This window comes from Candidatus Methylomicrobium oryzae (assembly GCF_016745425.1).
Classification (GTDB): Bacteria; Pseudomonadota; Gammaproteobacteria; order Methylococcales; family Methylomonadaceae; genus Methylomicrobium; species Methylomicrobium oryzae.
In genome coordinates, this window is record NZ_JAERVK010000004.1 from 275,496 (window position 1) to 295,727 (window position 20,232).

The 20,232-nt window shown below is 57.0% G+C and carries 17 protein-coding genes; 9 read left to right on the plus strand and 8 right to left on the minus strand.

Annotated elements, in window-relative coordinates; translation table 11 throughout:
- Positions 1–6: 6 nt before the first annotated feature.
- Together pcnB and JJL52_RS06350 are read right to left on the minus strand one after the other, a co-directional pair.
- Entirely contained in the window at positions 7–1,383 is a 1,377-nt protein-coding gene (gene pcnB, locus JJL52_RS06345; protein ID WP_202051559.1) for a polynucleotide adenylyltransferase PcnB, read from the minus strand.
- Between the two features lie 191 nt (positions 1,384–1,574).
- Positions 1,575–1,850 (minus strand): hypothetical protein, encoded by a 276-nt coding sequence (locus tag JJL52_RS06350; RefSeq protein WP_202051621.1) that lies wholly within the window; start codon positions 1,848–1,850, stop codon positions 1,575–1,577.
- Between JJL52_RS06350 and JJL52_RS06355 the strand changes: the two genes are divergently transcribed.
- The 6 genes from JJL52_RS06355 to JJL52_RS06380 all read left to right on the plus strand — a co-directional run bounded on the left by JJL52_RS06355 (position 1,840) and on the right by JJL52_RS06380 (position 13,629).
- On the plus strand, positions 1,840–2,238 hold the full coding sequence (locus JJL52_RS06355) for an RDD family protein (protein ID WP_436231508.1): 399 nt from the start codon (positions 1,840–1,842) through the stop codon (positions 2,236–2,238). The two genes, JJL52_RS06350 and JJL52_RS06355, sit on opposite strands and share 11 nt — an antisense overlap.
- Before the next feature lie 208 nt (positions 2,239–2,446).
- Positions 2,447–5,953 (plus strand): exodeoxyribonuclease V subunit gamma, encoded by a 3,507-nt coding sequence (gene recC / locus JJL52_RS06360; RefSeq protein WP_202051561.1) that lies wholly within the window; start codon positions 2,447–2,449, stop codon positions 5,951–5,953.
- Positions 5,950–9,645, plus strand: a complete 3,696-nt coding sequence (gene recB, locus JJL52_RS06365; RefSeq protein ID WP_202051562.1) for an exodeoxyribonuclease V subunit beta — start codon at positions 5,950–5,952, stop codon at positions 9,643–9,645. Before recC ends, recB begins: the two co-directional genes overlap by 4 nt.
- Positions 9,642–11,642 carry an exodeoxyribonuclease V subunit alpha gene (recD, locus tag JJL52_RS06370; RefSeq protein WP_202051563.1) on the plus strand — a complete coding sequence of 667 codons (2,001 nt, stop codon included), beginning with the start codon at positions 9,642–9,644 and terminating at the stop codon, positions 11,640–11,642. The genes recB and recD overlap by 4 nt, the downstream gene beginning before the upstream one ends.
- 976 nt (positions 11,643–12,618) lie before the next feature.
- Positions 12,619–13,056, plus strand: a complete 438-nt coding sequence (locus JJL52_RS06375) for a hypothetical protein (RefSeq protein WP_202051564.1) — start codon at positions 12,619–12,621, stop codon at positions 13,054–13,056.
- A 60-nt stretch (positions 13,057–13,116) separates the two neighbouring features.
- Positions 13,117–13,629 (plus strand): lipocalin family protein, encoded by a 513-nt coding sequence (locus tag JJL52_RS06380; RefSeq protein WP_202051565.1) that lies wholly within the window; start codon positions 13,117–13,119, stop codon positions 13,627–13,629.
- Positions 13,630–13,965: 336 nt separating this feature from the next.
- Here the strand turns inward: JJL52_RS06380 and JJL52_RS06385 are convergent, their stop codons facing one another.
- The 4 genes from JJL52_RS06385 to JJL52_RS06400 all read right to left on the minus strand — a co-directional run bounded on the left by JJL52_RS06385 (position 13,966) and on the right by JJL52_RS06400 (position 16,935).
- A complete protein-coding gene (locus tag JJL52_RS06385; RefSeq protein WP_202051566.1) occupies positions 13,966–14,544 on the minus strand; it encodes a DUF4166 domain-containing protein in 579 nt (192 codons plus the stop codon).
- A gap of 22 nt (positions 14,545–14,566) precedes the next feature.
- A complete protein-coding gene (locus JJL52_RS06390; RefSeq protein ID WP_202051567.1) occupies positions 14,567–15,040 on the minus strand; it encodes a DUF2269 family protein in 474 nt (157 codons plus the stop codon).
- Positions 15,037–16,323, minus strand: a complete 1,287-nt coding sequence (locus JJL52_RS06395) for an SDR family oxidoreductase (protein ID WP_202051568.1) — start codon at positions 16,321–16,323, stop codon at positions 15,037–15,039. Before JJL52_RS06395 ends, JJL52_RS06390 begins: the two co-directional genes overlap by 4 nt.
- 72 nt (positions 16,324–16,395) lie before the next feature.
- The gene (locus tag JJL52_RS06400; protein WP_202051569.1) at positions 16,396–16,935 is read right to left on the minus strand and encodes a GbsR/MarR family transcriptional regulator; all 540 of its coding nucleotides are present in this window, start codon (positions 16,933–16,935) and stop codon (positions 16,396–16,398) included.
- A gap of 203 nt (positions 16,936–17,138) precedes the next feature.
- Between JJL52_RS06400 and JJL52_RS06405 the strand changes: the two genes are divergently transcribed.
- Entirely contained in the window at positions 17,139–17,696 is a 558-nt protein-coding gene (locus JJL52_RS06405) for a hypothetical protein (protein ID WP_202051570.1), read from the plus strand.
- A 188-nt stretch (positions 17,697–17,884) separates the two neighbouring features.
- Here the strand turns inward: JJL52_RS06405 and JJL52_RS06410 are convergent, their stop codons facing one another.
- Together JJL52_RS06410 and ispB are read right to left on the minus strand one after the other, a co-directional pair.
- The gene (locus tag JJL52_RS06410) at positions 17,885–18,160 is read right to left on the minus strand and encodes a cupin domain-containing protein (RefSeq protein WP_202051571.1); all 276 of its coding nucleotides are present in this window, start codon (positions 18,158–18,160) and stop codon (positions 17,885–17,887) included.
- A 171-nt stretch (positions 18,161–18,331) separates the two neighbouring features.
- Entirely contained in the window at positions 18,332–19,342 is a 1,011-nt protein-coding gene (gene ispB, locus JJL52_RS06415; protein WP_236994081.1) for an octaprenyl diphosphate synthase, read from the minus strand.
- A gap of 262 nt (positions 19,343–19,604) precedes the next feature.
- Here ispB and rplU point away from each other — a divergent pair, with 262 nt between their 5' ends.
- The gene (gene rplU, locus JJL52_RS06420; RefSeq protein WP_202051572.1) at positions 19,605–19,916 is read left to right on the plus strand and encodes a 50S ribosomal protein L21; all 312 of its coding nucleotides are present in this window, start codon (positions 19,605–19,607) and stop codon (positions 19,914–19,916) included.
- Between the two features lie 18 nt (positions 19,917–19,934).
- The gene (gene rpmA / locus JJL52_RS06425; protein ID WP_202051573.1) at positions 19,935–20,192 is read left to right on the plus strand and encodes a 50S ribosomal protein L27; all 258 of its coding nucleotides are present in this window, start codon (positions 19,935–19,937) and stop codon (positions 20,190–20,192) included.
- Positions 20,193–20,232: the final 40 nt, after the last annotated feature.

A 20,232-nucleotide genomic window follows, 5' to 3' on the forward strand; every position in this document is an offset into this window, starting at 1 on the left:
TAGCCCTTAGCTCGGCGGGTTTTCGGTCGGTCCTGCATTTTTCTTTTTTCCGTTCCGGCGGCGGGTCCGGCTGTTTTTCAGATTTCTGGACGGCTGCGTCATCTTTTTTTGCGCCGCTTCATCGGCCTGTTGAAACTTACTCCACCAGTCGGCCAATTCGGGACCGGCATCGCCGGTTTCCGCCCGAAGCAGCAGAAAATCGTAAGCGGCGCGAAAACGCGGATGGGTCAGCAGGCGAGCCGGCCTGGGCCCTATCCGCTGCTCGAATTTCGGCTGCAGGCTCCAGACCTCGCGCATCGCCAGGCTGATATGCCGCGGGAACGCGGTACGTCTGACCTGGCGGGACAGAATCTCGCCGGCGGCGCTCTGGAAAGCGTTGTAATCGTCCATGCCGCGCTCTTGGTTGATTCGGGTCAACATCCGGAGCGGTTCCCACAAGAACGCCGCCAGCAGGAAATAGGGGGTTACCGTTTTGCCTTCGGCGATCCGGTTATCCGAATTTTGCAGCGCCTTGATCAACAGAAGTTTCGGAAAACCGTTTTCCTCGACCGCAAGGCTTTTCTCGGTGTCCGGGAACAATACCTGAAAAAGGCCGTAATGCCGCAGCATTTCGAAAGTCTGCAACGCAAAGCCCGACAGGAACAGCTTCAATACTTCATCGTAAAGACGCGCGGAAGGAATGCTGTAAAGCAGGTCGGCGGAGCCGTAAATGGTCTTCTGGCAATCGGGGTCGATGTTGAAGCCCAGCTTGACCGCAAAGCGGACCGCGCGCAGCATCCGCACCGGATCTTCGCGGAACCGGGTTTCAGGGTCGCCGATCAGTCTGAGCATACCGGACTTGTGGTCGTCCATCCCGCCGGTATAGTCGACCACCGAAAAATCCTTGATATTGTAGTACAGCGCATTGACCGTAAAATCGCGCCGCCAGACGTCCTGCTCGATCGTGCCGTACACGTTATCGCGCAGTAGGCGTCCTTCATCGTTGGTCACCTGATTGTCGTCCTGCTCGTTGCCGAAGCCGCGAAACGTGGCGACCTCGATCACCTCATTCCCGAAATGCACATGCGCCAGACGAAAACGCCGCCCGATCAGCCGGCAATTGCGGAATACACCCTTGATCTGCTCCGGATGCGCATTGGTCACGACGTCGAAATCCTTCGGCTCGCGCCCAAGCAGCAAATCGCGTACGCAACCGCCAACCAGATAGGCGTCGTATCCGGATTTTTGCAGGCGATACAAAACCTTCAGCGCATGCTCACTGATCTGAGCCCGTGAAATCGTATGTTCCGAACGTGGGTAAATTCGAACTTTCGGCGCTTCGTCCGCGGCTTTGCCGCCGGCCGATTTAACTATTTTTTTGAAGAAGTTTAAAATAATCGACATTCCCTGGTTTATCTGTTATCTGCCTAAATCATACCACTTCGCACTTGATAACCCAACTGGCGCTATCCTTTTACAATCCATTCGGATATAGTAGAATGATTTGCGTTAGCGAGCAAACCCGATCCTGATCGGCATAGCGTTGAGTTAAGCCTCGGAAATCAGGATAATGTCCACTTAATCACCGAACACATTCATCCTGAGCTTGACAAGATTGCTATGAAAAAAATAATTGACGGATTCATCGACAACCCGCTGGCAAGCAGCATCTTTCTAGCGGATTTTTTCCTTTTGATCTTTATTCGTCCGCCCTTTTTCTTCTCATTGATCATGCTCGGCACCCTTGCCGCCAGCAGCATGTATCTCGGCCAAAAAACGGCGCCTTTCAAATAATTGCGGCGGCCGTCTAAAACTTCCGATGCCCCGGGTGCAAATTCGGCGCCCGGCCTCTTCCGCCGTTTGGCGGCCATCGTCTACGATGCGCTTTTACTTGCGGCCGTGCTGTTTGCAGCCACCGCCGCGATATTGCCCTTCAATTCCGGTCATGCCTTCCGGCCGGATCAATATTTCTATCCCGCTTATCTGATCGACGTCAGTTTCCTGTTTTTCGGCTGGTTCTGGACCCACGGCGGCCAGACTCTCGGCATGCGCGCCTGGAAAATCAAAGTTCTGACGGCCTGCGGAAAACCCATCAACTGGCGCCAGGCCGCCCTGCGCTTCTTCTCCGCCCTCTTTTCCTGGCTGATTTTCGGGATCGGTTTCTGGTGGATTCTTTTCGATAAGCAGAAGCGGAGCTGGCACGACCATTTATCCGACACCGCAGTCTATTTCGATCCGAATTCGGCCAGCTCCCGGTAACGCCCGCCTTTTCTTCCCGAGTCCGGCCACGCCGTTAACTCGATGACAATACGGCAGAGCTATCCGTTCTGAGGTTGATGCTCCGCTTGTGATTTTTGGGGCTGTTTCGTGCGATCATATAGCGAGACTTGGCCTGCAGACTCCATCTTGGCGTGCCAGCCGCCCAAAACCCGATCACCCTGTTCGGATATAAAAAAATCCCAACCCCATGCCCGAATCAAGCTCTAGTACTTCGCTGGACAGCGGCATTGCCGTCATCCATTCCAATCAGTTGGAACAGCTCCGCGACGTCGTGGCGTATTGGCTGCGTCAGCATCCCTTGAATCCTCTGGAATACGAAGTCTTCCTGGTCCAAAGCAACGGCATGGGGCAATGGCTGAAACAAAGTCTGGCGCAAAACTCCGCCTTGGGCATTGCCGCGGCGATCCGGATGCAGCTGCCTTCCTTGTTCATCTGGAGCGTTTACCGGGCGGTATTGGGCGAGCGCATCCCGCTGGAGCAGCCGCTGGCGAAAGCGCCACTGACCTGGCGGCTTTATCGTCTTTTGCCCACGCTCGTCTCCAGGCCCGGCTTCGAAACGCTGAAAGCCTTTCTGGCCAAAGACAACGACGGCCGGAAACGCTACCAGCTCGCCGAGCAGCTCGCCGACCTGTTCGATCAGTATCAGGTGTACCGGTCCGACTGGCTGACCGACTGGGCCAAGGGTGAAAATGTGTTGCGCGACGCGCACGGCGAAAGTCAGCCGATGCCGGAAGCGGAATGCTGGCAAACCGGCTTGTGGCAGGCGGTACTCGCCGAGCTAGGCGGCGAAGCGGCGAGCAGCCCGTTCGCCAGCCGTTCCGCCGTACACACCCAATTCATGAGCCGGATCGGCACGCTGACGGATCGGCCGCCGAGCATCCCGCGCCGAATCATCCTGTTCGGCCTGTCTTCCCTGCCTCAGCAGTCGCTCGAAGTCCTGGAAAAGCTGGGCAGATTCTGCCAGATCGTGCTGTTCGTGCACAATCCCTGCCGGCACTACTGGGCCGACATCATCGAAGACAAAGATCTGCTCAAGGCCGAACGCCGCCGCCAAGCCTATAAAAAACCCGAACAGACTTCTTTACTGGATACTGACGATCTTCACCTCGACGCGCAGCCCCTGCTGGCGGCCTGGGGCAAGCAGGGCCGCGACTACATCCGCCTGCTGGACCATTTCGACGAGAAGCAACGTTACCAGAGCTGGCACTGGCCGGACAACAAAATCGATCTTTTCGCCGATTACGGAGAGTCCCCGGACCGGCGCACCTTGTTGCAGCATCTCCAGCAATCGATCCTCGATCTGGAACCGTTGCCCAAAGCGCCGGCCTTGCTGAAGCGCGCCGACGACTCGATGGTTTTTCATGTGGCGCACAGCCGGCAGCGCGAAGTCGAAATTCTGCACGACCGGTTGCTGGCGCGTTTCGAAACCGCAGAAAAAAACGGGGAGCCGCTGTCCCCGCGCGACATCATCGTGATGGTGCCGGACATCAACGCTTATGCGCCGCATATCCGCGCCGTCTTCGGCCTGCATCCGCCCGGCGATCCGCGGCATATCCCCTACAGCCTGGCCGACCGCGAGCAGCGCGGCAACGATCCCTTGCTCACAGCGGTCGAAGCCCTGCTCGACTTGCCCGATTCGCGCTTCACGGTCAGCGAATACCTCGATCTGCTCGAAGTCGGGGCGCTCAGGGCGCGCTTCGAAATCGAGGAAAACGCGATCCCCAAACTGCACCAATGGATCGAGGAAGCCGGCATCCGCTGGGGGCTGAGCGCCGAACAGCGCGCCCGGGTCATCGGAATGCCGGAATTGGAAGCCAATACCTGGCGGTTCGGCCTGCGCCGGATGCTGCTGGGCTATGCGGTCGGCGCCGGCGAAGCGTTCGACTACATCGAGCCCTACGAGGAAATCGGCGGTCTCGACGCGCAGTGGCTCGGCGGCCTGGCCTTCCTGCTCGAAACGTTGGAAAACCATGCCCGACTGCTCGCACAGCCGCAAAGTTTTATCGACTGGCGGCAGACGCTGCAAAGCCTGCTCGACGCTTTTTTTACCGCCGGCAGCGAAGCGGAACGCAAGACCTTGGATAACTTGGCCGAGACCCTGGAAAAGTGGTGCCGCTACTGCGAACAGGCCGGGCTCGGCCCGGATGACAAACTGCCGATTCAGGTGGTACGCGAAGCCTGGCTGGCCGGCGTCGACGAACCGTCGCTGCACCAGCGCTTTTTAAGCGGCAAGGTCAACTTCTGCACCCTGATGCCGATGCGGGCGATTCCGTTTCGCCAGATTTGCCTGCTGGGCATGAACGACGGCGATTATCCGCGCAGCCGGCAGGTGAACGGTTTCGACCTGATGAGCCAGCGCGGCCAGTACCGCCCCGGCGACCGCTCGCGCCGGCAGGACGACCAGTACCTGTTCCTGGAAGCCTTGCTGTCCGCGCGGGAACAGCTCTATATCAGCTGGATCGGCCGCAGCATCCGCGACGACAGCAAGCGTCCGCCGTCGCTGCTGGTCGGCCAACTGCGCGACGTGCTGGCGCAGGGCTGGGCGTTCCGGAACGGCATCCCGTTGCTGGAGGCGATCACTGTCTGCCATCCGCTGCAGCCGTTCAGCCTCAAATATGTAACCAAAACCCAAAAATCTGGGCCTGAACTGTTCACCTATGCGAAGGAATGGTTTTCGGAAACGTCCCTGCCCGAATCGGACGCATCGGCCCCTGTCCCGGCGGAGGAAAAACTCCTGACCGTTCCGCTGGAATTTCTGGAGCATTTTTTGAAAGCGCCGGTCAAGGCTTTCTGCAAATATGCGCTGAAATTCGGCTTCGACGACGAAACGGTCACCAGCAAGGACCACGAACCTTTTCATTTCGACAGCCTACAGACTTATATGTATGGCAATGATTTGCTTGGCGCATTGAAAGACACGAACCCCGACGATGTCGAGGCGTTTCTCGACCACCAACGCGCCATCATGGCACAAAAAGGCCAGCTGCCGCTCGGCGGTTTCGCGAAAGCTTTCTATACCACCTTGACCGAACCGGTAAAAACAGCGTGGAAGAATTATCAGGCGCTGCTTTTAGATTGGCCCACCGCGCGGGAAGCGCATGCCACGGCACTGAAGTTCCGGCTAAACGAAGGGGCGTCGATGGAATTGACCGGCGAGCTCAGCCATTTGCGCCAACACCGCGATCATGAAAAGCTCGCCCAGGTGTATCTAACCGTGCAGCCGTTGATGCCGAAAGAAGGGATCAAATACCCCAAACTGATGGAATACTGGGTGCGACATCTGGCTGCCTGCGCGGACGACCTGGGTACTTGGACCCTGGTCGCCGCGGCGGACGGCGTGATCGAAATGCCGCCGATGGATAAGGAAAAGGCTTCCGTCCATCTGCAAATCCTGCTCGAAGCGGTGTGCCAAGGACTGAGCCATCCGTTGCCGGTCGCCTGCAAGACCGCGTTCGCCTGGCTCGGCGCCCAGCCGGACAATAAAATCAAAGAGGCCCGAGCCTGCTACGACGGCAGCGACTGGAAAGACGGCGAAGTCACTTACGACCCCTATCTGGCACGGTTTTTCCCGACCTTCGAGAAACTGCAACGAACCGACTCCTGCATTGGCTTCGAATCTTGGGCCGAAACGCTGTACGGTCCTTTTTATGACCATATTCAGAATTCTTTATCCGCAGCGGAAGCGCAATCATGACCGCGGCCATCCCGTTAAACCCCTTCGATTTCCCTTTGTCCGGCGTCCGCCTGATCGAAGCCAGCGCCGGAACCGGCAAAACCTATACGATCGCGGCCCTGTACGTGCGGCTGATCCTCGGCCATTCCCCGGACAATTCGACGCCGGCGCGCCCGTTATTGCCCCCGGACATCCTGGTGGTTACCTTTACCGAGGCGGCGACCCAGGAACTCCGGGAACGCATCCGCGACCGATTGAGCCAGGCGGCGCGCTATTTTCGCAAGCAGACCTCCGAAGCGGACGAATTCCTGAAAGCCGTGCGCGCGGATTTTCCCGAAACCGCCTGGCCGGCCCGCGCCCGCGACCTCGAACTGGCCGCCAACTGGATGGACGAAGCGGCAATTTATACCATCCACGGCTGGTGCAACAAAATGCTGCAGCAGCATGCGTTCCACAGCGGCGGCCTGTTCCGCCAGGAAGTGAATACCGACGATACGGAACTGCTGCATGAGGTCGTCAAGGATTATTGGCGAACTTTTTTTTATCCCCTGACGGATACCGCCTCCCGCGCGGTTACCCGATTCATCAAATCGCCCATGGATCTCGCGGGGCTGCTTACTCCCTTATTACCGGAAACGGAAGCGCTGGGCCTCGATTTCAATGAAGACATTGACTCGGTTTTCCAGTCATGGGAAGCATGGGAAACCGAACGCCAGGCGTTGGAGACATCGGCCCGCACCTGCTGGAGCAATGGACGGGACATCATCGAAAAATTATTGAACGACGCATCGGAAAACGGCTGGCTGAACGGGAACAAATACCGTAAAGCCGGCTTCGGCGATAAGCTGAAAGCGATGGCCGAGTGGGCGAACGGGCGCAGTCATCCGGCGATCGGTGAGCTGGAAAAATTCGGCTGCAACAAGTTATCCTCGGCACTGGTCAAGACCCATCTCGATAAGAAGGCGCGTCTGCATCACCGAGCGTTCGAAGCCGTGAATGACTTGGTCAGCCACTGCGGCAAAGAAATCGACATCGACGGCAAAATTTGTCTGCACGCCTTGCACTGGGTACGAAACCGCTACGACAGCGAAAAGCAGCGCATGGCCCGGATGACCTTCGACGACATGCTGAGCCGTCTCGATAATGCATTGCACGGACACAGCGGAGAGCCGCTGAAGGAAACGATTCGCCGGCAATATCCGGTGGCGCTGATCGACGAGTTCCAGGACACCGATCCGATCCAGTACCGGATTTTTTCGACCGTCTACCCGGCGAATGTCGAAGACGGCTCGGGCTGCTTCATGATCGGCGATCCCAAGCAGGCGATTTATTCGTTTCGCGGCGCCGATATCTACACCTATCTGAAGGCCCACAAACACACGGCCGGACGCCGCCATACGCTGACGACCAATTACCGCTCCACGGCCGCGATGGTAGAGGCCGTCAACCGGGTCTTCCTGCATGCGGACGGCCGGCATCCGACCGGGGTTTTTCGCTTCAAGCGCGAGCAGGAAAATCCCCTGCCCTTCCTCGAAGTCGACGCGAAAGGCCGCGAAGAGGAATGGCAGATCGACCATCGTGCCGCGCCTGCCCTCACGTTTTGGCTGTGGAACGATGGAAAATCGGTAGGGATGCCGGAATACCGCGAAAAAATGGCCGAAGCCGCCGCCGGCGAGATCGTCAGGCTGCTGAACCTCGCCAACGCGGGACAGGCCGGATTCCAATCGGATAAAGGCCTGCAGCCCTTGAAACCTTCGAACATCGCAATCCTGGTCCGCAGCGGCACCGAAGCCAAAGCGATGCGCAAGGCGCTGGCGAAGCGAAATCTGCGTAGTGTCTACCTTTCCGAAAAGAATTCGATTTTCAGGACTCGCGAAGCCTCCGACCTGTTGATCTGGCTGAAAGCGCTGGCCGATCCGCGCAACGAGCGCAAGGTGCGCGCGGCGCTCGGCACCGCCACTTTCGGCTGGCCTCACTGCAAGCTATATCGGCTGGCCCAGGACGAACCGGAGTGGGAGCTGCATTTGGACCGCTTTCTCGCCTATCACGCGCGCTGGCGGCAAAGCGGCATCCTGCCGGCCTTGCGGCAGCTGATCGACGACTACGCCCTGTACACGCGGGTCAGGCTGGAAACCGAGAACGAAGGCGAGCGCAGCCTGACCAACCTGCTGCATCTGGCCGAACTCATGCAGCAGGCCGGCAGCCAGCTCGAAGGCGAACAGGCGTTGATCCGCTATCTGGCCGAATCGGTCGCAAACGGGAGCGGTAGGCTGGGCGACGATGAGATCATCCGGCTCGAAAGCGACGCAGACCTGATCAAAATTGTCACCATCCACAAATCCAAGGGGCTCGAATATCCCCTGGTTTTTCTGCCCTTCATCTGCAGTTATAAAGAAGTCACCGGCAAAAACTCGCATTACCGCTACCATGACGAACAGAACGACGATCGCCGGCTGATCATCGACCTCGGCAAGAGCGAGGAAAACAAGCGAAAACACGACGCCGAACGCCTTCAGGAGGATCTGCGCCTGCTCTATGTGGCAATGACCCGAGCGTGCCATGCCTGCTGGCTGGGCATCGCGCCGGTGAAATCGGACACCGGCGAAAAGTGCCAGCTGGAAAAATCCGCAGTCGGCTCGCTGCTGAACTGGGAAACCGATACACCGACCGAACAGCTGGGAACACGCCTCGCCGAACTCAAAGGCGATTGCGCGGCAATCGAAATCGCTGCATTGCCGGCGGTCAGCGATGCGCAGTACACGCCTCAAGCCGAGGCCGGACAGTTCAATCCCGCACGCACGGTCAACACGCGGATTCCGGCCGACTGGTGGATCGCCAGCTACAGCGCGCTGTCGATCGAAGACAAACCGCAGGCGGAACCATCCCCAGCCGGCGACGGCCCGAACGAGCCGGAAACGGCACGGGACGACAAGCGCAGCGACGAAGCGGAACCGAATACGGGACCTGTCGCCGCAACCGGAATTCACGGACTGCCTCGCGGCGCCGCCCCCGGCGTGCTGATCCACGACCTGCTCGAACGTTGCGCGCGGTTCGGCTTTGGGGAAATCCGCGCCAAGCCGGATCTGGCGAACGAATGGATACAAGAGCGTTTCGCAGCCAAGGACTGGATCGGCAAACAAGCGCTGGTTGCTGCCGCCCTGTCGGACTGGCTGGCCTTGCCGTTGCTGGAAAATGCGGACCTCTGCCTGGGCAGGCTGGCTCAAGGCGCCTACCAACCCGAGCTGGAATTCCTGATCGGCGCGGATAAGGTCGATACGCAGGCGCTGGATCGCCTGGTCACCCGCCACACTTTTTCCGGCCTGCCCCGCCCGGCGCTGTTGCCCGCGCAAGTGAACGGCCTCTTGAAAGGCTTCATCGATCTGGTTTTTGTCCATGAGGGACGCTATTACGTGGCCGATTACAAATTCAACAGTCTCGGCGGCGGCGATACGGCCTATACGCCGGAAGCATTGCGCGCGGCAATGCTCGCGAAGCGCTACGACCTGCAGTCCGCCTTATATCTACTGGCCCTGCACCGCCTGCTGAAGGCCAGATTGGGAGAAAATTACGACTATGACGCCCATATCGGCGGCAGCCTCTATCTGTTCCTGCGCGGCTGCCAAAGCCCGACCGGGGGACGCATGTTCGTGAAGCCGCCCAAAGCGTTGATCGAAGGACTGGATGAGCTCTTTACGACCGGAGGCGCGGCATGAACCGGGAAACGTCCGTGCTGGCGACCATCGACCGCTGGGTCGAAGCGGGCTGGCTGAGCCGGCTGAACCGCGCCTTCGCGCGTTTTCTGCGGGAACTGGAGCCCCATGCGGGCGATGCGGTGCTCTGGGCCGGCGCGCTGGCCAGCCATCAGCTGGACCGTGGCGAGGTGTACCTGGACCTGGAAAGCCTGTCGCGACGCCCCGGCCTGACATTGGCGATTCCAAGCGACGAAGACTGGGCTTCCCGCTTTGAACCCGCCCAGGCGGAGCTTTCGGTGCTCGAAGCGTTCGGCCTGGCGCAATGGCGATCCGAGCTCCGAAACTCCTCGCTGGTTTCGACAGGAGAAGGCAAAACGCCGCTGGTATTGGACGGCAGCCGCCTGTATCTGCGCCGCTACTGGCAATATCAACGGACGCTGGACCGGTGCATTCAGGAGCGTCTGGAAACGGTCCGTTCCGGTCTGCCCGAAGCCTTGCGGAACCGAATCGACGCGCTGTTTCCCGGCAGTCCCGAGCAGCCGGACTGGCAGAAAATCGCCTGTGTACTGGCGCTGCGCTCGCGCTTCGCGATCATTACCGGCGGCCCGGGCACCGGCAAGACCACGACCTTGACCAAGCTGCTCGCGCTGCTGATCCAGCTCATGCAAATCGAAGCGCCCGGCGCGCGCAAACCGATCATTCATTTGGCCGCGCCGACCGGTAAGGCCTCCGCCCGGGTCAGCGAATCGATCGCCAAGGCGCTGGAGCAGCTCAATGTTGATGACAACATCAAGGAAAGCATCCCCAAAAAGGCCGGCACGCTGCACCGCCTGCTGGGCAGCCGCCCCGATTCTCGTCGCTTCAAACATAACCGGCACCTTCGGCTTGCCGCGGACATCGTGATCGTCGACGAAGCCTCGATGATCGATCTGGAAATGATGGCCTCCTTGCTCGATGCGCTGCCGGACAACGCGCAGCTGATCCTGCTCGGCGACAAGGACCAGTTGGCATCCGTCGAAGCCGGCTCGGTAATGGGCGACTTGTGCCGGGGCGCCGAAAACGCAGCCTATGATAATGACGCCCGCGCCTGGATCGAAAAATATTCCGGCGAACGGCTCCCGCCTTCGACAGCCCCGGGCACGAACATCAACCAGCAAACGGTGATGCTGCGCCACAGCCACCGCTTCGGCGAACACAGCGGCATCGGCCGGCTGGCGCGCGCGGTGAATGCGGGCGACAGCATCCAGGCGCAGGCGATCCTGAACGATACGGCGACTTTTAAGGACCTGCTGCCGCAGCCGGAAACCGACTATCAGCGGCTCAGAGCCCGGCCGGAACCCGATGCGGCCGACGCGCTGCTGAAAAAACTGGTCGCGGTCAATACCGGCACTAATGCCGACAGCAAGCCGAATCCCCGCCAGGGTTACGGCTATTACCTGGACGCGATCCGGAACCGCCCGGCCAACGACGCCGCTTCATACGACGCCTGGGCCGAACGGGTCCTGTCCGCGTTCGACGCCTTCCAGGTGCTCTGCGCGTTGCGCCGGGGCCGCTGGGGCGTGGAAGAAATGAACCGGCGCATCGAAGACTGGCTGTTTCCGAAGCAGGCGCCGGGACTCTGGTACGAAGGCCGGCCGGTGATGATCACCCGCAACGACTACAACCTGGGCCTGATGAACGGCGATATCGGGATTGCGCTTTACGATCCTACCGGAAAGCTGCGGGTGGCTTTTCCAACCGACGACCCGCTGGCCGCAGCCAAAATCCGCTGGCTGTCGCCGCTGCGCCTGCCCGACGCGGAAACCGCGTTCGCGATCACGGTGCACAAATCGCAAGGCTCCGAGTTCAATCACGTGGTCCTGGCCCTGCCCGAAGCCCAAAGCCCGGTCCTGACCCGCGAGCTGATCTACACCGGCATCACCCGGGCCAAGGAAAACTTTACCCTGCTGGAAAGCCGCGAAGGGGTTTTCGATCAGGCCGTCAAGGCGCGGATGAAAAATCCCGTGGATTCAGGCTGAGGAAACTTCGATCAGCAGGGGAAGCCTTCCTTGCATAAGCATTGGCTTCGTTGCGTAGGCTGGGTTGAAGCGAAGCGGAAACCCAGCTCACTTGAAATTTAAATCCCCAAGACCATCCAATTAAAAATGCGAACCTATAAACGTCTTCATCTCAGCGGTGGAAAATATTTCTTTACCGTGAATCTTGCCGAGCGACGGGATAACGATGACTCATCCAGCACATCGACTGCCTGCGAGAAGCTTTCCGACATATGATTCTTGCTGGGTTTCCGCTTCGCTTCAACCCAGCCTACGAGCTTGGGATTCCAAGGAGCGGCACGGCATCCAGCTACTCAAACCTGAGGTGCCCCTCAGGTGTGTTTTTCCTAAGAATTTATACAGGAATTCCCGTTTGAAAAACACAGTTGGATAATACAAGGAGCGGCTTCAGCCGCGATGAGGGCTCTATCGCGGCTGAAGCCGCTCCTACAGGGGGGGACGACACAACCAGAGACATAAATTTCATCCCTGTACGCGACCTGAAAATGCTCTAGCGCAACGCAATCGGAGCTACTGCCCTTGCCGGTGTCTTACACTGGCCGTCTCATTTCGGCACAAAGCCGCCAATCTCTAAATACACATAGGCCCATAGGATGGGCTGACGAAGGAAGCCCATCGTTCGCGATTGATACCCTAAAGGGCACTGGGCGAGCTTCGTCTCAGCCCATCCTATTCCATATCCTACGCAGAGAAACCGCGGTTGAATTTCTGCACCGCAAATCAACATCAATTCCCCTCAATTTTGTACAGATACTGTATAACTTTATCTTGACAACGAAATAAGCCCGGGTACACTGGCTTTGCAGAAGATGAGGTCTTCGCCGGCACGCTGACCGGACTGGCGCGGCTTCCATTCTGCACGTGCTCAGTGAGCAACATATATCCTCTTCTCAACCTCCCTTTCACAAAAGGGAGTTTTTTTTATGGATCGCGCAACATGAAGGCAATGCCGTCGAAAAGCCGGACAGCCCTGAAAGGGCTGATCGAGATCAATTTCTATGTGTCCGTAGCCGTACTGATTGCGGGCTGCGTCCTGTCGATTTCGGAAGACGCTTCGCTTTTCGAGTTCAATGTCGACCTCTACGGCCCCTTGGCGAACAACCTGCGGATGATCTTGGTTTATCTGGCGCTTACCGAAGTTTTTCTCTGCATCGGGTGTTTTTTATTGGGAAAAACCCAGTTCTTCATCCTGATCGGCCTGTCCCTGGTGCTGATGATCGGTTCCCTGGAAGTTTACGGCATGATCAACGGCATCGAAGTGGATCCCGATTTGTCGACTTTTTTCGCGTACACCGGCTTGTCGCACATCGCTTTCGGACTGTCGGCGTATTTTTCGAACGAGAAAAATATAAATGCCAAAGCAAAGCCTTACTGATTTTCACGCCTGCCCGGCAGTTTTTCCTCTTTGTATATAATTAGCCCGGATCGATTCAAGATGAACATTTTCTGGCTTCTGGCATTTTTACTCACGAGTTGTACAGGTTTACCGAAGGGCCTTACACCGGTCGAAGCGTTCGATATAAACCGCTATCTCGGCACATGGTACGAAATCGCCCGGCTGGACCAGCGTTTCGAAAAAGGCCTGGACAATATTTCGGCCAATTATACGCTCGCGCCTGACGGTGGCGTCGAAGTGCTGAACCGGGGCAGGAATCCGGAAACCGGCGAATGGAAACAAGCCGAAGGCAAGGCTTATTTTATCGATCAGCCGACCGTAGGCAGGCTCAAGGTGTCCTTTTTCAGGCCTTTCTACGGCAGCTATAACATCATCGCGCTGGACCGGGAAAACTATCGGTATTCGATGGTGACGGGACAGAACCGTTCTTATCTCTGGATCCTGTCCAGAACCAAGACGATGCCGAGGGAAACGCGCGACGCCTTGATCGATAAAGCCAGGAGAATGGGCTTCGCGACCGATAAGCTGGTCATGGTAAAGCATGACCGCTGACTCGCTGATAGACCGGCAGCGGCTCCTGGGTTTTTACCGGTGAAGTTCTTTGTTACCCTCATCAGAAATGAGTGATCGTATTAGGATTTCGCCAAAAATAACTTCCCCCTTTGAAAAAAAGGGACTTCGTCAACAACACCTCCCCCTTTGAAAAAGGGGGATCGAGGGGGATTTATTTGATCAATATCCCCCGCCCCCTCGGCAATATAGCTCCTGCATTGCCTACCTCCTGCTTCCCTGCAGTCGTCGGCAATCGCTCCTGCATTGCCCTACCTCCTGCATGAACGCTATGGATGGCGTGAATGCCAAGCTTAATCTCACCCTCATCCCTCAAGCTTATCGGGTTATCTTGAAAACTCCCCCATAGCTGTACGTCCTGCCCCATAGGGGGTGTACGATCTCAAACCGCAGCAGGAACGAGTCGTCCGACAAGGCCTCTTCGCTGATCACCGCCCGTCCAAGCAACAGGCTGTCCGGAATAGGCAGCGTGATCGGCCCGAGTTTCAGCAAATGCCCGTTGCTGCGGTAAACGAGCCGGCCTTCTTCAACGTGAACCTTTAGGCGAATTCCGAAGCCCATGCCGACATATTCGACCAATTCATGCGCCCGTCGGCTGACCATCCGCGAAGGAAACACGCAACTCCGCCCGTCGTCCGCCTGAACATGACGATGCCAGCGCAGCACGGAGCTATCTTCACCCCGCCATTTCTTGACCTCCACGGTCATCGGTCCGCCTTTCAGATCGACCAGCGCTTTGCCCAATCGCAGCAGCTTCAGCGCCGGCCTTAACCAATCCGGATAATCGATAGTCATGCTGCCGGTCACGAGCGTGCTTTCCTCCGGATCGGAAATAGCGTAATGGCTCCGAATCGCCAACGGCAGAGTCTCCCATTCTTCAGCCAGCACCCTTTGCATTAAAGCCCTATTTGAAGACATATTATCCCCACAGGGCCGGTTTAAGGACCATCAGCATCACGATCAAAATCATCGCGGCAAACGCCGGCACGCCCAGCCAGAACCAGATGCGCGCGCAGCGGAAATATTCCCCGGTCAGTCCGGTATTTTGCTCCACCGCCCGCCTGGACAGCTCGCGCATCCGGATTTGCAGAAAGACGACCGGCAGCCAGCAGGCGCCGGCCAGCAGATACAGCATGACCGAAACCAGCAGCCAGGGCGTAGTGAGCGAGAAAGGCAACTGCTGCAACAGGTAATAGCCGGTAATCGGCTGGATCAGCACCGTCGGCGTGGTGAACCACCAGTCGGCAAGCACCACATGCCTATTGGTCGTATAGATCGCCCGCACATCGCCGTGCAAATCGGCCATGAACTTGTAGAAGGCGCTGCCGAGGCCGGTGCCGAACAGCAACACCAGACTGAAAATATGCAAACTTTTTAGAGTCAGGTAGCTCACGGTTTTTCCTCTTCAAGAATTAACATGATCAGAGTCGCCGCCAAGAGCGGCAGATTTTTGGTTAACGGTCCGAAAGGATGCAGCCAGAACTCCGGCAGAAAAACGCTGATCACCGCCATGTAAATCAGCATGATCGCGACTTGCGCCGCCACTACCGGCCGCAGCCGCCAACGCATCAGTAATGCCAGGCCCATGGCGAAATCGGCCAGCGACGCTCCGTAGAGAACGAACGGGGCCAAGCCGCCTTCGATCCCGACGCGGCTCAGCATCCGGTAACTTTCGTCGACCGGATAGACAAAGGCGGATATCCAGCCGGTCCAAAGCCAGACCAGCGCGATGCTCAGCGTCAATAAAGGACGCAAAAAATACAGCCGCGCATGCCAGCGTTCGGCCTGCGAAACGGGCGTCGCCCGCAGAAACCGTTCCAGCCCGGCTGGACGGCGGCCGATAAGCGCCGCAAACGGATCGGGATCGGCAGTATTGCCGCGCTGCAGCATCGCCAGGCTTTGCCGGTTCAGGATCGGCTCATCCAAAACCGACGCCAACGGCAACAGCCTGTCGACCCAAACGCCGGACACCGGAATTGTGTTCAAACGCCTGCCCAAATGATCGGCCAACAGCCCCAGCAGCGCCGCAAAAGGGATCGGCTGCGGCCCTACCGCATCAATGATCCGGCGCGGCGGGGTTTCGGGTTTCAGCGCCAGCATCACTGCCTGCGATATATCGTCAACATCGACGGGCTGCAGGCTCTGTTCGCCTCCGCCCGGCAGCGGCGTGACCGGTAAAGCCGCCATCGCCGCCAGCAATCCCATGCTTTTGGCCCCCTTCCCGAACACGATCGACGGCTTGAAGATGAACCAATCCAGATCGAGCGACTGCAGATGGGCATCCGCTTTCGCCTTGCTGGTGAAATAGAGGGTTTCCGCATCGAGCGCCGCACCTAGAGCGGAAATCTGCACGACTTTTTTGACGCCTCTTTGCACACAAGCGCTAAACAAGGCAGCGGGAGCCAGATAATGCACGGCTTCGAAACTCGCGCCGGAAGACTCTTTGATCAATCCGGCCGCATTGACCACCGCATCGATATCCTGCAAATACGGCAGCCAATCGCCGCTACGGGTCGCGCCCGCAAAATCCAGCGCGATAGCCCGCACCTCCGGAAACTGCCGAAGCAGCCTTTCGGGGCGTCGGCACACCACGGTCACGCGATGATTTTCAGCCAACAAAACACGCAGCAGATGACCGCCGATAAAGCCCGCCGCACCGGTCAGCAGAATATTCATATTTTTATTTACCGTAATTTCTGAAATTAGAGAAATAAATTACCCAAATACAGTCCCGAGAATGACCGCGCCTTATGATTTTTTGGAAAACGACAGCAATTTGACCACCGAATCCCCCAGCCTGACCAGCTGCATCAACGTGCTATTGGGCAGTTTTCTCAACTGGTCGTACCAGTGCGTCATCACCTCCAGAAAATCCAGCATGTCGGCAATGCGTTTTTTGACTTCCGGGTCGGTTTCGGTATCCGCATCGGCTTCGATGCTCAGGTCGCGCAGCAGCGAAAGGGTGGGATCGACCTCGCGTTTCCTGCGTCCCTCGACCACGATATTGAACATCTCCTGCACGTCCTTGATCGCCTCGAAATAATCGCGCCGATCGCCGACCTCCAGATGCGTGACCTTGATCAGCCCGATGCTCTGCAGTTCTTTCAGGCTGGTGGACACATTCGAGCGCGCCAGCACCAGCGTATCGGCGATTTCTTCGGCATTTAGCGGCTTAGGCGACAAATACAGCAATGCATGGATCTGGGCCACGGAGCGGTTAACGCCCCAACGCGCGCCCATTTCTCCCCAGTGCAAAATAAAACGTTCCATTGCATTCGTAAGCCGCATTGAAGTTCTCTTATTTCTGTTTTGACAGAATTTAGAGAAAACCATAGTCATTGTCAAACTATTTTTTTACCGGGATCATTGCATCGTTACGGCAAGACTCGTAAGGTATAGCCCCCCAACCCGGAACCCAGCCGGGATCATCGCGGAACGGGCGCAACCCCTGCCGTTTACCGTTATATTTTTTACAGTTTGAAGGAATGACTATGAAAATGTGTTTTCGCCGGAGTTTCATCGTGTTCGCCTTGCTCGCGCTGCTGGGCTGCGCCAAAAGACTGGACGACGCCTCGTCAGGCATTAGCATCGGGGAGACCCATTACGCACAGGTATCGTTTCAGTATGAAAAAGGCCGGCATTTGACGACCAATTACCGGCGCGGCATTCTGGTCCCCGTGAATACGCCCGTCCGGCTGGAAGACATCGCTTCGGACGAGATTTTCGTGGAGATACTCCCGTCGCATGCCAAACTGCGCGTGGTCAACGTGAAAAAACACACCGGCGACAGCACGGCCCGCGCGTTCGCCAAGCTGTTCGGCAAAAATAAGCTGGACTTGTCGCACTTTTCGAAGCTGGAACAGGAAAACATTCCGGCCGGAAAAGCCGCGAAATCGATGAGCAAGAAAGCGGTGATTGCGGCAATCGGCTATCCGCCGATTACCGAAACGCCGAATTTAAGCATGAATCAATGGACTTACTGGAGTTCGCGGTTCAACCGGTTTATCGTCCATTTCGAAAATGACCGGGTGGCGCGAATTCAGGATTAACCCTAAATCGGATTAATCCCATACTTTTCGTTTCTAAACAACCGGAAACGGATTATTGTCCGGCATCGGGGTAGATTGCGAACCCGCGCCGTTTATGGAATTTGACAGCCCCTGTCGCGTTGCCGAGCGCTAACAGGATCATTTGAAAACGAAAAAAGGCATCCGAAGATGCCTTTTTTCGTCCGCGCTTAATCGTAGCTGTAGTGCTTGCGTAAGGGCTTGACCACTTCCCACTGGCTGTTCAGGCCTGCCGGAAACACCACCAGGTCGCCCGGCAGGATCCGCACCGGCTCGCCGCCTTCCGGCGTGACCAGAATCTCGCCGTCCAGAATATACGCAGTTTCGGTCTCGTCGAAGTCGATCGGAAAGCGGGAGACTTCTTTTTCCCAGATTGCCCAATCGGCAACACCCAATTCTTGCAGGCGTTCTTCACTGGGGTTGTGTTCAATCGTGATTTGCGGCATGTGAGTTCCGAGTATTTAGGTAAGGTTATTAAAAGGAGTATCCCCCTCTTTGAAAAAGAGGGGTTAGGGGAGATTTATCAAAATATAAATCCCCCTCGATCCCCCTTTATTTATAAGGGGGAAGCGAAGAGTCGCAAAAAAATTTATCACAGCAGGTTTGCAGCATTCTGATCAATAATTCCGCTGCACCGAAAACTTCGCCAGTTGAATCAGGGCGTCTTTGTAGTCGGATTGGGGCAGCACATCCAGCGCCTCGATCGCTTTTTCGGCTTCTTCGTCGGCCCGCTTTTCGGTATATGCGATCGCCTGCGTGCGCTGTACGACCGCGTAGACTTCGTTGAACAGTTCGCGCTTGCCGTTCCTGATCGCATCGATCACAATTTTCGCATCGCTTTCGCTGCCGTTCTGAATCGCATGGATCAACGGCAAGGTCGGCTTGCCTTCGGCCAGGTCGTCTCCCAAATTCTTGCCGAGTTCTTCCTGGTTAGCTTTGTAATCGAGCGCATCGTCGATCAACTGAAACGCAATGCCCAGATGCTGGCCGTATTTCGCGAGCCCTTCCTCGGTTTCCGGAGAAGCCCCCGAGATCACCGCCCCAAGCCGGGTCGCCGCACTAAACAGAATCGCGGTTTTGCGGGATATCACTTCGAGGTATTTGGTTTCGGTCGTCTCGGGATTGTTGCAGTTTAGCAGCTGTAACACCTCGCCTTCGGCGATCAGCGTAGTGGTTTTCGAGAGAATTTCCATCACCCGCATATTGCCGGTGCGCACCATCATCTCGAAAGCGCGTGAATAAAGGTAATCGCCGACCAGTACGCTGGCTGCATTGCCCCACACCGCATTGGCCGATTCCCGTCCGCGCCGAAGTTCGGATTCATCGACCACATCGTCGTGCAGCAAAGTGGCTGTATGAATGAATTCGATCACCGCGGCCAGGATCAGATGTTTGTCGGTCACCTCGCCGAGCGCCTTCGCCGCGAGCAGCAGCAGCATCGGCCTGAGCCGCTTGCCGCCGTTGCCGACGATATAGTGGCCCATCTGATTGATCAGCACGACATCCGAGCTCAACTCATTAATGATCAGTTGATCGACGGCTCTAGCTTCGGTTTTGGTCAGACCCTTGATCGATTCGAAATCGATCGGCGCCGTCGGACTCGGGGCGGTGTGTGTTTGCAATGCCATGCTAATCAGTATGAAAATTGGGGGTTATTTTTGATCGTAAAGCTGCAAATCCGCTGCATTTTGACACTACGCTGTCCGAGATTTCCTAATGAACAGCAAACTCCCCATCGTATTGAATAAGGCCTATTGATGTCAATAGCTTTTTTATGTTATCTTAAAAAGATAACTCACGGTCCGGCCAGATTTTGGTTGACGCGCCGTTAAATGCGAATATAATAGTCTGTTCACTTTTTACAGTAAATGCTTGACGGAGCTTACTCTGATGTATGCGGTAATTCAAACGGGTGGTAAACAGTACCGGGTGGCCGAAGGTACGACCTTAAAAATAGAAAAATTGGAACTGGGTACTGGCGACAGCGTTGAATTCGACAAAGTCCTGCTGGTTCAGTCGGGCGACGCGGTTAAAGTCGGCGCGCCTTTCATCGAAGGCGGCAAAGTCTCTGCGGAAGTTCTCTCGCAAGGCCGCCACAAAAAAGTCAAGATCATTAAATTCAGACGGCGTAAGCACCATATGAAGCAAATGGGCCATCGCCAATATTACACGGAAGTCCGGATCACCGGCATTTCCGCATAATTCTCAAAGAGGTGCATTGTGGCTCATAAAAAAGCGGGTGGTAGTACTCGGAACGGTCGCGACTCAAACGCGAAAAGATTAGGCGTGAAACGCTTCGGCGGCGAAGCCGTCAAAGCCGGCAATATCATCGTTCGTCAACGCGGCACGCATTTCCATGCCGGCGACAACGTGGGTATCGGCAAGGATCACACCCTGTTTGCAACGGCAGACGGCAAAGTCGTATTTCAGGTTAAGGGCGACAAAGGCCGCAAATTCGTCAGCATCGTTGCTGCCTAAGCCAAAACCGAAATCCAGGGCAACTCCGTAAGTTATGCTT